A 12336-nucleotide genomic window follows, 5' to 3' on the forward strand; every position below is an offset into this window, starting at 1 on the left:
CTTCGCCCAGAACAGATAGAGGGTCTTGAAGGCGTCCCGTTTGGTCCAGAGCCACAGCCCCTCCAGCACCGCCAGAAAGTCGGCCAGGCCGATCGTGAAGGCCGGAAAGAGGATGTGGTACGAGACGGTGAAAGCGAACTGCAGGCGCGAGAGCAGCAGCGCATCAATTTCCACAGCCGGATCCTTCCGAATAGCCCTACCTTGTTTGTGGTCTTACGCCCAAGCTGAGGCAAAGTCGATGCGCGTTCGGCCGCGCGTCGGAACGTCGCAAAGACCCAGTTTGCCGGTAGGAGATGGCCGTCGGCGCGATCAGGCCGCGGGCAGTTCGACCCAGAAGCAGGCGCCCTCGCCCGGGGTCGAGGTCACGCCGATTGAGCCGCCCTGCAGTTCGACCAGACGCTTGGCCAGGGCCAGGCCGATGCCGTGCCCCTCGACCGTCGAGCGTTCCAGGCCCAGCCGATTGAAGGGCTCGAACAACTGGGTCTGCTTCTCGGCCGTCAGGCCCGGACCATGGTCGATGACCTCGATGCGGACGCCGTCATGGATGCGGCTGGCGCGCAGGATAACCACCCCGCCGGACCCGCCGTACTTGACCGCGTTGGAGGTCAGGTTGCCGATCACCTGGACCAGGCGCTGGGAGTCGGCCAGGGCCACCAGGCCGTCGCCTTCGCTGACCAGATCGATGCGGATGCCCTGGGCTTCCGGACGCAGGGCCGTGGCGCGGCGGACGTCGTCCAGCACGCCAGGGACGTCGGTCGGCCGCAGCTCGACCTTCACGGCGCCGGATTCGGCGCGGGCGACGTCGAGCAGGTCGTGGGACAGGGCCTCGACCTGACGGGCGGTCTTGACCAGCATCTCGGCCATCTCGCCCTGGGTCGGGGTGACAGGACCCAGCTGGCCGGCGCGCCACAGTTCGCCGATGCCGATGATGCCGCCGACCGGGCTCTTGATCTCGTGCGCCACGTTGGCCAGCAGGCGAGACTTGGCCTCGGAGGCGCGCTCGGCGCGGACCTGGCCCGCCTTGGCGCGGTCGGACAGGCGATCGCGCTCCTCCAGCAGGGCCGCCACCAGCAGGATGGGCAGATAGCCGAACAGGACCAGCAGCTGGGCCATCATGGCCCGGTCCGCCCCATTGAAGGCGCTCACATAGGGGCCGTGCCCCAGCATGCTGCCGCCGATGGCCAGCACGCTGATGATCAGCAGGGCCGCCGTCACGCCGAGCAGCCGCAGGCGCACGGCGATGAGCAGAAGCAGCGGCAGGGTGACGAAGCTGATCGGCAGCGACTGCATGCCGAAGATCAGCATGTTCACGACCGTCAGCAGGCCCAGCAGGACCACCGCCTCCGTCGCCCGCGCCGGAGACCGCAAGCGCAGGACCTCCCGCTTGGTCAGGGCCAAACCGAAGCTGCCGACCACGGCGATGCTGAGCGCATGCCCGAACCACCAGGTCTGGGCCGTCTCCAGGAAGTCGGCGCCGTTGATCCACCACAGCATGCCGCCGACCAGGGCCGCCGCCGGCAGCGGGGCCAGCACCGCGGCGCTGACCAGGAAGCGGCTGGCGCCCTCGACCGAAGCCAGGTTCAGTGTCGGGGCGAACCGGCGGGCCATCAGGACGGCGCAGTAGATGTCCATCATGTTCGCGACGGTGAACATGAGGGTGGTCTTGGTCGAATTGCCCGCCAGCAGGTTGCCCGCGGCCAGACCGCAGGCCAGCAGGCCGCCGAAGCAGGCGTCGTACAGCGGACCGCGCGAGGTGCGCAGCCAGACCGCGACCGCCAGGCCGCCGGCGCCCCAGAGGGCCGCGACCATGTCGGCGGTGCGGGCGAAGGTCAGGGCGATGATCGTCAGGACCATCACCGCCATGGCGGTGAAGATCGGCGCCAGGGGCTGGCCGATGCCGCTCGTCGCAGCCGCATCCACGGGGGCCGCGCGCGAACGCGTCGCGGTCTCCACCACAGGAACGGGCTGGGGATCGAGCACGCGGCTCATCGTCATAATCTGGTCCGGCAGGCGAAAAGTCTCACCGCTACCTAACCGGGCGCTTCCTAACATCCCCTGAAGGTCAGAAGGCCCCCGCAAGCACCTGATCAAGCTCACGAACCGCCGCCGCCGGACCATCGGGATGGCCCCAGACGGCCCCGCTGACGGCCACGAAATCCGCCCCGGCGCGGGCCAGGTCGGCGGCGTTGGCGGCCGTGATCCCGCCGATGGCGACGCAGGGCGTCTCCACCGTCTCCTGCCAGATGGTCAGGATCTCCGGCTCGGGCCGGTGCGCCGTTTCCTTGGTCGTGGTCGGGAAGAAGGCCCCGAAGGCGACGTAGTCGGCCCCCGCCTCGGCGGCCTCCATGGCCAGTTCGCGGCTGTCGTGGCAGGTCACGCCGATCATGGCGTCCGGCCCCATGGTCCGGCGCGCCTCGGCGTAGGAGGCGTCGCCCTGCCCCACATGCACCCCGTCGCAGCCCGAGCGGGCGGCGAGGTCGGGCCGGTCGTTCAGGATCACCGCCACGCCGCGCGCCGCGGCCACCGGCTTCAGCACGGCGACGGCGGCCAGGACGGCGGCGTCATCGACCTCCTTGAGCCGGATCTGCAGGGCCGCGACGGCGCCCGCGTCCAGCGCCTCGCCCAACGTCCTGGCGAAGGCGGGCAGGTCGGGGATCGCCGGCGGCGTGATCAGATACAGCGCACACGGCGGACGCGGCGGGGCGACGGGTTCTCTGGCCATGTCCGGGGAGTGCGACGAACCGGGCCCAAGGTCAATCGATGTAGTAGGGCCGCGGCCCCTCCGGCGGCGGCGGGGTCATGTCGATGCGGCGCACCTCGCGGATGCGGCCGTTCCGTTCGCGCCCCTCGATCACCTCATAGCCGAGCAGGGCGAAGATGCGGTCGCCGAGGAAGATCGGGCGCGCGTCGCCGTACCAGCCGTAGCAGGAGGCGATGCAGCCGTCGTCGATCCGGCCGTTCAGGGGCGCGGCGTCCAGCGAGCCGATCTCGCCCAGCCGCCCCAGGCCGTTGCGGCGAATGTAGGTGATGGTCTCTAGCGTCGCGCGCTCCTCCGTATCCGGGTCGACGGTGCCGGCCCCGGCGCGCGAGACCGGCAGGCCCAGCACTCCGGTCGAGCCGTCGGCGCTGGACGGGTCAGGCCGGTAGAAGAAGGCGTGGCTGCGGCTCTCGGTCTCCGCGGACCCCAGCATGACGTACTGGTAGCCGATGGTCGGGCGCGGGGTCTGAAGTTCGAAGGTGGTGAAGAAGACGTCCGTCTCCCCCGACACGACCAGGGCGTCCGGCCCCATTGCCTCGATCCGGTTGACCCGGCCCGGCACGCCCCAGATCAGGGTCGGTCCCGGAGCCAGCGGCGTCACGATCAGGCGGCTCTCGTAACGCGGCAGGTCCTCGGCGTACGGGAGGTTGCTGTAGACTTGGGCGGAATAGAGCAGGAAGTCGCCGACGAACCGGTTCTGCGCCCGCCCTTGCTGTCCGATCCCGGGCAGGATCCGGTAGTCGGAGAGGGCCGCCTCGCCCTCGCCGGTCCCGAAGCGCGAGAAGGGCAGTTGCAGCAGCGCCGCGCCGCCCGCCACGGTCTCGGGTCGCCCCATCCCGTCGCCGTCGTTGTCGGCCACCACCAGCACATTGATGCGGCCCAGTTCCGGCTGTTCGAGGAAGGAGAACTGGTCGATCGGCGCGCCCACCGTGGCCGCCGCCTGCGGACGGCCGCCGTCCAGCGGCATGCGATACAGCCAGCCGCGGGGCTGCTCCCCCTTCGGAAGCCCCCATCTCTCCTCAACCATCCAGACGTAGACCGCCGTCGGGGCGACATAGAAGCTGCGCGAGTCCGGCCCGAGCACCGCCGTCGCGCGGCAGCTCAGCTCGGGCGCGGACAGGGCGCAGCGGATGGTGGTGTGGAAGACGAGACCGCGCGCCCCCTCATCCAGGCCCGGCGCGCGATAGACGTCGCCCACCGTGACGATGGGACGGCCCGGCATCGTCTCGTAGTCGTCGTCCTTGTCTTCCTGCCCCACGGCGTCGGGCGTCCAGCGGGTCAGGCGCGGCAGGTCCTTCAGCGGATCGCCGGTCGAGGGATCGACGGGCGAATAGACCACCAGCTGATCCCCCACGAGCCGCGAGGCGTAGTTGCGGGACGAATAATAGTCGTCGGACGCCAGGTGGTGGCTGTCCTCGAAGGTCAGGTTTCCCGCCGCGTCCAGCCGGAAGCGATTGATCTCGGTCCCGCCGCGTCCGTAGCTGTAGCCGATGACGATGACGCGGTCGCCCGAGACCAGCATCTCGTCGTACCAGTCGTCCTCCCCATCGACGCCCGGCGGATAGGCGTCGATCCGGTCGACGAGCCGCAGCCGTCCCTGGCCGGTGTCGATGGTGAACAGCCGGCCCCGGCGCAGGATGATCAGGGTGTCGCCGCGCGCCTTGACGATGTCGCCCTCATCGACCCCGGCTTCCTGGTTGTTGGTGATGGACGGCGCGGTAATCCGCGATCCGGTGACGACGATATCCTCCACCTCGGTGTTGTCGGGACAGTCCGGATGCTCGGGCGGGCAGACCTCCTGCCCCGCCTCCTGCGGCGCATGGGCGTCGAGGAAGGCGCTCAGCTCAGCCAGGGAGGTGAAGGCCGGAAGCCCCCGCCGGTCCGAGGCCGTCGCCGGCGCCGCGCTGAACAGCGCCGCGGTCACGCCCAGAGCAGCGAACAGAGTTCTGATGGTCACGGCACCCCTCCTGTCCCGAAGCCGATGTGATCAGAGAACCGGCGGTGCGGCAACGACGCACCCATGCGAACGACTTGCATTCGCCGCATTCCCGTTGCTATAGCGAACCATTCGCATTGAGTGGGTTCGCCTCCTTGTACGTCTGCAACTGCAACGGTCTTCGCAAACGTGACGTCGCCTCGGCCATCGAGGCGGGCGCGACGCGTCCGCGCGACGTCTTCATCAAGCATCAGTGCCAGGCCCAGTGCGCCAAATGCGTCTGCGAAATGCGCCAGATGATCCAGGAAACGCGGCAGGCCTTCGCCCTCGCTGCTGAGTAGCATTCTCAGCCGCGCTGCGGGCGATTTTTACTCGCAATTTCAATGTCGTGATAAGTGTTCGCAAGTGAACACAGCGCCTTCGTTCGTGTTATGAACGGCGGGAAATCAGGCGACTCCGGACTTGGAGCCGCCGCCGCTTGAAGGACCGAGGCCATGAAGGGCGACCCCGCGATCATCCGGACGCTGAACGCGATCCTGACCAACGAACTGACGGCCGTGAACCAGTATTTCCTGCACGCCCGCATGTTCGAAAGCTGGGGCCTGAAGCACCTGGGCCAGATCATCTACGACGAGAGCATCGGCGAGATGAAGCACGCCGACATGCTGATCAAGCGGGTGCTGTTCCTGGACGGCCTGCCCAACCTGCAGGACCTGCACAAGCTGAAGATCGGCGAGAGCGCCATCGAATGCCTGGGCGCCGACCTGCAGCTGGAGCTGGGTTCGCGCGACGTGGTCGTCGCCGCCGTCACCCAGTTCGAGGCCGCCAAGGACTACGTCAGCCGTGACCTGGTCATGCGCATCCTGGCCGACACCGAGGAGCACATCGACTTCCTGGAGGCCCAGCACAAGCTGATCGAACAGCTGGGCGAGCAGAACTACCTGCAATCGGCCATGACCGAGATCGCCCCGGACAAGAGCGCGACCGGGAACTAGAGGCCGGTCGCCAGCACGCCGCCCATATTCAACAGTGCGTGGACCCCGGAGATCAGCACGAGCGAGCCGGTTCGGAGCCAGAGCACGCCGAGCAACAGGCCAAACGCGATCTGCAGCAGGAATCCCGGTGCGTAGTCGTGCGCCACCAGCTGGAGCAGCGTCCAGTCCGCGTGCATCACCGGCTCGGCGAATTGTCCGGGAACGTGCATCAGTCCGAATGCGACGCTGGAGAGGAATACCGCCAGAAACCGCGACCCGGTCCGCTCCAGCAGCGCGGTCTGCAACAGGACCCTGAATACGATCTCCTCCAAGGTCGCAGCCAGGATCACGACAGGAACGACGAACAGAAGGCGACCCGGGGAGGGAATGGCGGGCTCGCCGGGCGCAGACGACCACGCCATCCAGCTCCAGGCTGCGGCGGCGCCGAGGCCGACCAAGCAGAGCAGCAACAGCGCAAACCTGCCGGGACGGGCCGAACGACTGGGCCATCTGACCCTCCCCGAGACAATGAACGCCGCCGGCACGAGCGTCATGGCCACGAAGAAATTAGCACGCAGGACGAGAGGGGCGGCGCGATCAAGCCGATCAAGGATCGCGTGGCCGACCAACATCACCGCGCTTATCGTGACGATCATCCACCCGATCGACCGAAGCTGATCCCGGTTCTCCATGCTCCAGTAGGTCGCCGAACCGCCGGCCGCCAAATGCAAGGCTAGAAAGCTCACGCCGAACACGAAGAGCGTGAAAACAAGAATGGTGAAATAGATCGCGATCGGGAACTCATCGCCGATGACGCCTGGTCGGGACACGATGGTCCAGTACGTCAGCGCCGCCAGGGCGAGGGCCGACAGTTGCGCCAATCCGCGCGACGTCATTCGCGTCTCCGAACTCTACTCCCGGACGATAGAAGCTCGACGATTGGCCGCCAACCGTTAGAGCGTTCTCAGAACGCCGGCGGAACCCGCCCCTTTGCCCGTCATTGTCGTTGGGCAGAACGGAACAAGGCAGCATGACCGACATCGACGACGTGATCGACGACGCCCGCGAAGCAGCTTCAGGCTTCCTGAACGCGGAGGGCCGCAACGCCTCGCACGTCCTGCTGGGCGTCGCGCTCACGGTCGGCTTCGCCCTGGCCGCCACCGCCTTCGCCAAGCGGACCATCCGCCCCCGCCCCGTACATCTGACGGAAACCGACGCGCCGATCACCGAGCGGCCGCGCGGGCCCCTGAGCCTGATCCTGCCCGCCGTCTTCTCGGCCACCACCCTGTCGGCGGTCCGGGTGTGGAATGCGCCCCGGGCGCCGGAGCGCAACCTGGCCATGGGCCTGTGGGCGGCGGCCCAGGCGCTGAACGCCGTCTGGATCGCCATGCGCCCGGCCAGCCGGGGCCTGCAGATCGCCGCCGCCATGTCGTCCGCCGGCATGGCCGCCGCCTTCGCCCACGAGGCGCGCAAGCTGGACGCGCGCGCCGGCAAGCTGGCCGCCCCGGTGGGCGGACAGGTGGCGCTGGCCAACATGGTGCAGAAGAAGGCCGACTCCAGGGCGACCCTCCACTAGCCTCAGTCGGCGGCGCAGAGGGTGTCGAGACCCTTCTTGATGGCGATCTTGACGATCAGGATCGCGATGGCCGAACCGACATTGATCAGGGCCAGCAGGGCCGTGGCGGCCTGCTCGATCCACGCCTTGTTGTCCTCGCTGTAGGCCTCATAGGCCTCGCAGACGACGGATTTCACCGTCGGCCAGATCCGGTTGAAGTAGTTCATCCCGGCCTGGATGAAGTTGGGCCACGAGAAATCCAGCGAGGCCGCCTGCAGGCTCTTGAGCGACGCGGATTCACCTTCGCTGCCCATGACCGCAAGCCCCAGCTGGCCGAGCAGATCCTCTTCGCTGGTGCTTTGCAGCGTGGCGAAATCTTCCTGAGTCAAGCTGACCATAGCACCCTCCCATAACGACGATTTTCAATTCCTATGGTTGCTTAACCAAGTCAATACAACTTTTTATGCCCACCTTGCCGGATGACGCGGCTTCCTTTAGGGACTGCGCCCGCTCGCGCGCGCCGCAAGGGCTGCGCCTCAACCCCTCCGAGACATCATGGCCAAGATTAACGGCAACACCATCAAGCCCGGCATGGTCCTGCAAGTGAACGGCGGCCTGTGGGTCGTCACCAAGGCCAGCCACGTCAAGCCGGGCAAGGGCGGCGCCTTCGCCAACGTCGAGGCCAAGAACCTCGAGACCGGCAACAAGCTGAACGAACGTTTCCGTTCGGAAGACAAGGTCGAGCGCGTCACGCTGGAGCAGCGCGACTTCTCCTATCTGTTCGACAACGGCGACAGCCTGGTCTTCATGAACGACGAAAACTACGAGCAGATCGAACTGCAGAAGGACTGGGTCGGCGAAGACCGTATCCCTTACCTGCAGGAAGGCATGAAGGTCGTCATCGAGCTGCACGAAGAGCGCCCGATCGGCCTGTCGCTGCCCGACCAGGTCAATCTGGAAGTCGTCGAGACCGAGCCCACCGTGAAGGGCCAGACCGCCTCGTCGTCCTACAAGCCCGCCATCGCCAACAACGGCGTGCGCATCATGATCCCGCCGTACATGGGCGTCGGCGAAAAGATCGTCGTCGACACCACGACCGGCGAATACGTCCGCCGCGCGGACTGAGTTTTCATCGGCTCCGTCCGGGGCCGATCAGCGTTTGAACTTCTCCGCATGTCCGGGCCAGAGCGCCTTTTCAGGACATGCGGACCAGGAGATTCCCGATGGCCCTCGCCTCCGCCCTGCTCACCGTCATGATGGACGCGGTCCGCAAGACCGCCCGCCCGATGCTGCGCGACTTCGGTGAAGTCAGCCAGCTGCAGGTGTCCCGCAAGGGCCCCGGCGACTTCGTCAGCGCCGCCGACATCAAGGCCGAAGAGACCCTGTTCGAACTGCTGACCAAGGCCCGGCCGGGCTACGGCTTCCTCGGCGAGGAACGCGGCATGATCGAGGGCTCGGACAAGTCGCACCGCTGGATCGTCGATCCGATCGACGGCACCACCAACTTCCTGCACGCCATGCCCCACTTCGCCATCACGGTGGGGCTGGAGCGCTACGCCCCGGACGGCTCGTCCGAGATCGTGGCGGGCGTGACCTACAACCCGGTCATGAACGAGATGTTCTGGGCCGAGAAGGGCAAGGGCTGCTACCTGAACGACGGGCGCATCCGCGTCGCGGGTCGCCGCGACCTGTCGGAAAGCCTGATCGCCACCGGCCTGCCCTTCATCGGCAAGACCGGCCACGCCCAGGCCATCAAGGACATCCACGCCGTCGGCCAGCGCGTCGCGGGCATCCGCCGCCTCGGCTCGGCCGCCCTGGACTTCGCCTGGGTCGCCGCGGGCCGGTACGACGCGTATTATGAGCGCAATCTGAACCCGTGGGACGTGGCGGCGGGCATCCTGTTCGTCACCGAGGCGGGCGGCATCGTCACCTCGATCGACATCGACGGCGATCCCAAGAACGGCAAGCAGATCCTGGCCGGCAACACCGACATCCACGGCGCGCTGCGCAAGGTGCTGCAGGCCAGCTAGCCGATCAGCGCCCGCGCCGCGCCGCGCGCTTCATCCGTGATGGTGGCGCCGGAGAGCATGCGGGCGATCTCCTCCAGCCGCTGATCCTCGTCCAGCGTGTCGACCGTGGTGGCCGTCAGGCCGTTGTGGTCGGACTTGCGCACCTTCCAGTGGGCGTGGCCGCGCGCGGCGACCTGCGGGCTGTGGGTGACGACCAGCACCTGGGCGCCCTGGGACAGACGCTGCAGCCGCGTACCCACGGCCTCGGCCACGGCGCCGCCGACGCCCTGATCAACCTCGTCGAAGATCATCACCGGCTGGCGCTGGTCCTCGCGCCCCGCCAGCGCCGCCTTCATGGCCAGGGCGAAGCGGGCCAGCTCGCCGCCCGATGCGATGGCGTCCAGCGGACCGAAGGCGGTCCCGGCGTTGGTGGAGATCTCGAAGCGGACGGTCTCGACGCCCAGCGGCCCGCGGCGGCCGTCGGCCACCGGCTCGAAGGCGACGCGGAAACGGGCGCGCTCCAGCTTCAGCGGACCCAGCTCCCCCATGACGGCGGCGGTCAGGCGCTCGGCGGCGGCTTCCCGCGCCGAGGTCAGGAAGGTCGCGGCCAGGTCATAGGCCTCGCGCGCGGCCGAGGCCTCGCGTTCGGCGGCGGTGATGGCGTCGGCCCCGTCCTCGATCAGGCGCAGCTGCTCGCGGAAGCGCTCGCGCAGCACGGGCAGCATCTCGACCGAGGTGTTCAGCTTGCGGGCCGCGGCGCGCAGGGCGAACAGCCGCTCTTCCGTCTTGTCCAGTCGGCCGGGCTCGACGTCGAAGGCGTTGGCCGCGGCGTCGACGCAGGCCAGGGCCTCCTCCGCCTCCACCAGCGTCCGGTCGATGGCCTCGGCGGCGGCGGTCAGCTTGACCAGCAGGGGGTGGTCGCCCTCGGCGCCCGACTGGGTGGCGCGGGTGCGGGCGTGCTCGACCGCGCGCAGGGCGGCGGACAGATTGCGCGACAGCTTGTCCCCGCCCAGCGAGGCGCGGGCATCGGTCAGGTCGGCCATGGCCTTCTCGGCGGCGCCCAGCAGGGCGCGCTCCCCGGCCAGTTCGGTCTCCTCGTCGGCCCGGGGATCCAGGGCGTCGAGGTCGGCGAGGTTGAGGGTCAGCTCTTCCGCATGGGCGGCGGCGTCGGCGGCGGCGGCCTTCAGATCCGCGACCTTGCGCTCGGCGGTCTTCAGCGCGTCGGCGGCGGCGGCTACGGCGTCCAGCTGCGGCTGCAGGCCGCCGTAGTTGTCCAGCAGGGCCCGGTGGGTCTTCCAGTCCAGCAGGCCGACGGTCTCATGCTGCCCGTGGACCTCGACCAGGGCCTGGCCGATCTCGCGCAGGGCGGCGACGCCGGCGGGCTGGTCGTTGACGAAGGCGCGGCTGCGGCCGTCCGCGGCGACGATGCGGCGCAGGATCAGCTCCTCGCCCGGCGTCACGTCGAAGCCCCGGTCGGCGATCAGGGCGATCAGGGCCGGGTCGTCCGGAGCGGTGAAGACGGCGGTCGCGCTGGCCTGCTTGGCCCCGGCGCGCACCAGGCCGGCGTCGCCGCGTGCGCCCAGGGCCAGTCCCAGCGCGTCCAGGATGATCGACTTGCCCGCCCCGGTCTCGCCGGTCAGCACGGTCAGGCCGTCGCGGACATCGAGGTCCAGCACGTCCACCAGCACGATGTCGCGGATCGAAAGCGCGGTCAGCACGGCAGGCTCCCCGAAAGAAGCGAACGGCCGGAAACGCGGTCAGGAAGCTGGAGCAAGGCGAATCGTTTTCTCAGGCGACGCCGGAGAATGCGGAGCAACCGCCTCCCGGGACAACCCCGGGAATAGCGGAACAAAGCGAAAACGTCAGCCCGGGATCAGGCGACGCAGCCAGCTTTCGCGCGGACCGGTCGGGGCGGCGTCCGGACGGGCGCCTTCCTCGGACAGCAGGGCGTAGGCTTCGGCGTACCAGGGGCTGCCCGGATAGTTGAAGCCCAGCACCGAACCGTTGCGCATGGCCTCGTCCTTCAGGCCGAGCTGCAGGTTGACCTCGACCAGGCGGTACAGGGCTTCCGGCGCGTGCGAGGTGCGCTGGAAAGACTGGTTGTCGATGACGGTCTTGTAGCGGTTGATGGCCGCCAGCGGCTGGTTGGCGCGCTGATAGTAGCGGCCGATGGCCATTTCCTTGCCGGCCAGCTGGTCGTTGACCATGTCGATCTTGACCGTGGCGTCGATGGCGTAGGACGTGCCCGGATAGCGGCGGGCGACGTCGCGCAGGCCGTCCAGCGCCGCCTGGGCGTAGCCCTGGTCGCGGCCCACGTCGGTGATCTGCTCGAAGTTGCAGATGGCCTTCATGTAGAAGGCGTAGGGCGCGCTGGGATTGCCCGGGAACAGGGCGATGAAGCGGTCGGCGGCGGCGATCGCCTCCTGGTAGTGATCGTCCTGATAATACGCGTAGATCTGCATCAGAATCGCGCGGCGCGACCATTCCGAATACGGGTGCTGACGCTCCACTTCCTGGAAGTAGTCGATCGCGTCGGCCCAGCGGCGCGCCTGCAGGCGCGTATAGCCGGTGTTGTAGAGCGCCTCGACCGGGCGCTCCTCATAGGCCAGGCGCGGACGGGCTCCGCCGCGATTACAGGCCGAAACGGCCAGGACCGACAAGGCAACGGCCGAGAGAACAAGGCCGGTGCGAATCTTCGAAGCAGGCAAGGACGACCTCAACATGACAGGCCGGCGGGCGCTCACCCGTCGGCGCCCCCGGAATTCAGACGCGATCTCTACACCAGCGGATCGATGCGCGCCAATGCGACGCGAACGGGCGAGAAATTCGTCCGCGCGCCTTGTGGCTGAGCCGTCCCCTGATATGTAGCGCGCCAGCGCAACGGCGGCATTGTCAGCCGGGCGATGACGGCGAAAGGATGACCGGACATGAAGCTGCTCTCTGGCAACTCCAACCGGACGCTGTCCCAGGCGATCGCGACCCACCTCGACATGCCCCTGACCAAGGCCCAGGTGAAGCGGTTCGCCGACAAGGAGGTCTTCCCCGTCCTCGAAGAGAACGTCTGCGGCGAGGACGTCTTCATCATCCAGTCGACCAGCTATCCG

14 protein-coding genes are annotated in these 12336 nt (G+C 68.2%); 6 read left to right on the forward strand and 8 right to left on the reverse strand.

Annotated elements, in window-relative coordinates:
- The 4 genes from Q0C81_RS08645 to Q0C81_RS08660 form a co-directional block, all read right to left on the reverse strand.
- Positions 1 to 174, reverse strand: a 174-nt coding sequence (locus Q0C81_RS08645) for a cytochrome ubiquinol oxidase subunit I (protein WP_291836545.1), incomplete at its 3' end; no start/stop codon positions are given.
- Positions 175 to 309: 135 nt separating this feature from the next.
- Positions 310 to 1989: a sensor histidine kinase gene (locus Q0C81_RS08650; protein ID WP_291836513.1), complete on the reverse strand. Its 1680-nt coding sequence runs from the start codon at positions 1987 to 1989 to the stop codon at positions 310 to 312.
- A gap of 73 nt (positions 1990 to 2062) precedes the next feature.
- The gene (gene thiE / locus Q0C81_RS08655) at positions 2063 to 2722 is read right to left on the reverse strand and encodes a thiamine phosphate synthase (RefSeq protein ID WP_291836516.1); all 660 of its coding nucleotides are present in this window, start codon (positions 2720 to 2722) and stop codon (positions 2063 to 2065) included.
- A gap of 31 nt (positions 2723 to 2753) precedes the next feature.
- Positions 2754 to 4715 (reverse strand): beta-propeller domain-containing protein, encoded by a 1962-nt coding sequence (locus tag Q0C81_RS08660; protein ID WP_291836519.1) that lies wholly within the window; start codon positions 4713 to 4715, stop codon positions 2754 to 2756.
- A gap of 134 nt (positions 4716 to 4849) precedes the next feature.
- On the opposite strand from Q0C81_RS08660, the gene Q0C81_RS08665 reads away from it, so the two are divergent.
- A complete protein-coding gene (locus tag Q0C81_RS08665; RefSeq protein ID WP_291836547.1) occupies positions 4850 to 5035 on the forward strand; it encodes a (2Fe-2S)-binding protein in 186 nt (61 codons plus the stop codon).
- Between the two features lie 153 nt (positions 5036 to 5188).
- Positions 5189 to 5689: a bacterioferritin gene (bfr, locus tag Q0C81_RS08670; RefSeq protein ID WP_291836522.1), complete on the forward strand. Its 501-nt coding sequence runs from the start codon at positions 5189 to 5191 to the stop codon at positions 5687 to 5689.
- Here bfr and Q0C81_RS08675 read toward each other — a convergent pair.
- A complete protein-coding gene (locus tag Q0C81_RS08675; RefSeq protein ID WP_291836525.1) occupies positions 5686 to 6564 on the reverse strand; it encodes a CPBP family intramembrane glutamic endopeptidase in 879 nt (292 codons plus the stop codon). The two genes, bfr and Q0C81_RS08675, sit on opposite strands and share 4 nt — an antisense overlap.
- Positions 6565 to 6698: 134 nt before the next feature.
- Between Q0C81_RS08675 and Q0C81_RS08680 the strand changes: the two genes are divergently transcribed.
- Entirely contained in the window at positions 6699 to 7244 is a 546-nt protein-coding gene (locus Q0C81_RS08680; protein ID WP_291836528.1) for a tryptophan-rich sensory protein, read from the forward strand.
- Positions 7245 to 7246: 2 nt separating this feature from the next.
- On the opposite strand, the gene Q0C81_RS08685 is transcribed toward Q0C81_RS08680, so the two are convergent.
- Entirely contained in the window at positions 7247 to 7621 is a 375-nt protein-coding gene (locus tag Q0C81_RS08685) for a hypothetical protein (RefSeq protein WP_291836531.1), read from the reverse strand.
- A gap of 157 nt (positions 7622 to 7778) precedes the next feature.
- On the opposite strand from Q0C81_RS08685, the gene efp reads away from it, so the two are divergent.
- Entirely contained in the window at positions 7779 to 8348 is a 570-nt protein-coding gene (efp, locus tag Q0C81_RS08690) for an elongation factor P (RefSeq protein ID WP_291836533.1), read from the forward strand.
- Positions 8349 to 8446: 98 nt separating this feature from the next.
- Positions 8447 to 9253: an inositol monophosphatase family protein gene (locus tag Q0C81_RS08695; protein WP_291836536.1), complete on the forward strand. Its 807-nt coding sequence runs from the start codon at positions 8447 to 8449 to the stop codon at positions 9251 to 9253.
- Here Q0C81_RS08695 and recN read toward each other — a convergent pair.
- Complete coding sequence (gene recN, locus Q0C81_RS08700; protein WP_291836539.1) at positions 9250 to 10950, reverse strand: DNA repair protein RecN; 1701 nt, start codon at positions 10948 to 10950, stop codon at positions 9250 to 9252. The genes Q0C81_RS08695 and recN overlap by 4 nt on opposite strands.
- 144 nt (positions 10951 to 11094) lie before the next feature.
- Positions 11095 to 11955, reverse strand: a complete 861-nt coding sequence (locus tag Q0C81_RS08705) for an outer membrane protein assembly factor BamD (protein WP_291836542.1) — start codon at positions 11953 to 11955, stop codon at positions 11095 to 11097.
- Positions 11956 to 12159: 204 nt separating this feature from the next.
- Between Q0C81_RS08705 and Q0C81_RS08710 the strand changes: the two genes are divergently transcribed.
- Positions 12160 to 12336 (forward strand): ribose-phosphate pyrophosphokinase-like domain-containing protein (locus tag Q0C81_RS08710; protein WP_291836549.1); only part of this gene is annotated, 177 nt, incomplete at its 3' end.

Source organism: Brevundimonas sp. (assembly GCF_023259385.1).
Lineage (GTDB): Bacteria > Pseudomonadota > Alphaproteobacteria > Caulobacterales > Caulobacteraceae > Brevundimonas.

Excerpts from the sequence above, each read along its gene's own strand:
- Q0C81_RS08650 (WP_291836513.1), bottom strand. The coding sequence starts at position 1,989 with ATGAGCCGCGTGCTCGATCCCCAGCCCGTTCCTGTGGTGGAGACCGCG.
- efp (WP_291836533.1), top strand. The coding sequence starts at position 7,779 with ATGGCCAAGATTAACGGCAACACCATCAAGCCCGGCATGGTCCTGCAA.
- Q0C81_RS08680 (WP_291836528.1), top strand. The coding sequence starts at position 6,699 with ATGACCGACATCGACGACGTGATCGACGACGCCCGCGAAGCAGCTTCA.
- Q0C81_RS08685 (WP_291836531.1), bottom strand. The coding sequence starts at position 7,621 with ATGGTCAGCTTGACTCAGGAAGATTTCGCCACGCTGCAAAGCACCAGC.
- thiE (WP_291836516.1), bottom strand. The coding sequence starts at position 2,722 with ATGGCCAGAGAACCCGTCGCCCCGCCGCGTCCGCCGTGTGCGCTGTAT.
- Q0C81_RS08695 (WP_291836536.1), top strand. The coding sequence starts at position 8,447 with ATGGCCCTCGCCTCCGCCCTGCTCACCGTCATGATGGACGCGGTCCGC.
- bfr (WP_291836522.1), top strand. The coding sequence starts at position 5,189 with ATGAAGGGCGACCCCGCGATCATCCGGACGCTGAACGCGATCCTGACC.
- Q0C81_RS08675 (WP_291836525.1), bottom strand. The coding sequence starts at position 6,564 with ATGACGTCGCGCGGATTGGCGCAACTGTCGGCCCTCGCCCTGGCGGCG.
- Q0C81_RS08705 (WP_291836542.1), bottom strand. The coding sequence starts at position 11,955 with ATGTTGAGGTCGTCCTTGCCTGCTTCGAAGATTCGCACCGGCCTTGTT.